This is a genomic window from Parasphingomonas frigoris (assembly GCF_036663815.1).
Lineage (GTDB): Bacteria > Pseudomonadota > Alphaproteobacteria > Sphingomonadales > Sphingomonadaceae > Sphingomonas.
In genome coordinates this window covers 1-1,106 of sequence record NZ_JAXOJQ010000082.1, presented here as the reverse complement: position 1 = coordinate 1,106, position 1,106 = coordinate 1, and the positions used below count along the sequence as shown (strand labels likewise).

At 53.3% G+C, this 1,106-nt stretch carries 3 protein-coding genes; all 3 read right to left on the bottom strand.

The genetic code is table 11. The annotated features are described in order from the left end of the window. A partial coding sequence (locus U1872_RS22620; RefSeq protein WP_332795092.1) for a hypothetical protein occupies nt 1–225 on the bottom strand: 225 nt, incomplete at its 3' end. 173 nt (nt 226–398) lie between these two features. Further along, nucleotides 399–722 (bottom strand): hypothetical protein, encoded by a 324-nt coding sequence (locus U1872_RS22615; RefSeq protein ID WP_332744529.1) that lies wholly within the window; start codon nt 720–722, stop codon nt 399–401. Between the two features lie 40 nt (nt 723–762). Next, nucleotides 763–1,106, bottom strand: a 344-nt coding sequence (locus U1872_RS22610; protein WP_443025445.1) for a hypothetical protein, incomplete at its 5' end; no start/stop codon positions are given.

Below are 1,106 nucleotides of genomic sequence, written 5' to 3'. Positions count from 1 at the left end.
AGTGTCAGCTTTGATGTCGTTGAAATATTCACCGTTGGTGTCGTAGCTGCTTGGCTGCGTCCACGATCCGGTCCAACCCTTGCGACTGCGCGACACTTCAAGAAGCATTAGCGTCGAGCCCTGCGCGCGGAGCGCCCATATACCGGCAACATCCGCTGCGCACGTTGGTGCAGCACCGCCGATCACCGCCAAAACGGTAACCCAAAATTGGATAAGCATTTTCACTGAGCGATTTTGGCCGAAAGATCGAGGGCGTCAATATCGACGCATCGCTGCTATCGGTATTATCTTCCACACGCACCAACCGCTGGGGGTGGGCGAAGGTGGCCGGATGGCATTCCGGAATTGATCGAATTCAGAGAATATCTGGCTTAAGTTTCGATCTTTCCAAGGCTGGTTCAAAAATGCCATTTTAAAGTGACGGCTGCGGCAGGCGCTACGCCAATAGGACTGCCGTGCTGGATGACATGTACAGTCGATTCTGCATTCAGCGGACCGGTGAACTCGGCGCGTATCGGACGCGCGGCAAATCTGCCCGTATCAGATATCCAAATGTCCATGCCTTTAGGAGCGCATACAATAATCTCGTCAGATTGACCTCTGTCTATGCAGGTAGGTTCACGCGGCCGAACTTTCGCAAGATCAAAATTAACTAGAGTTGGAGTGACAATAGTCGAACTGGGCGATGCGGCAAAAAAGGCGACCATCAGGGTTACAGTCATATCTCAACCTCTACTCGTTAAGGTAGCGTTCGCTAGAAGTTTACAAACCCCCTAGCGTACGTCGACAGTCGGGAGTTTGGGCGTTTTTTATATGAATCTGCTGAACCGTAACTTGCTTGTGTCCCTGCGGGAGATACCGGATCGTACGGTGTTTGCCATTGTCTTCGACTAACAATGCATAAGGCAATAGTGCGTTGTCCGGCTCGCCTTCCGTTCGCGCGAGTATCTTCATGCCATCTCGCAACCCTGCCGCATACGCTGGCAACAACCGATCAACGGCGGTTGCGACATTCCCGGCGTTTGCGGTCAGCTCCGCGTCGAAGCCTGGTGAGAACGACGGGCGTTGTTCGGTAACGATCTTGGCGCACGGTCCGAATGTCCCTG

Excerpts from the sequence above, each read along its gene's own strand:
- U1872_RS22615 (WP_332744529.1), bottom strand. The coding sequence starts at position 722 with ATGACTGTAACCCTGATGGTCGCCTTTTTTGCCGCATCGCCCAGTTCG.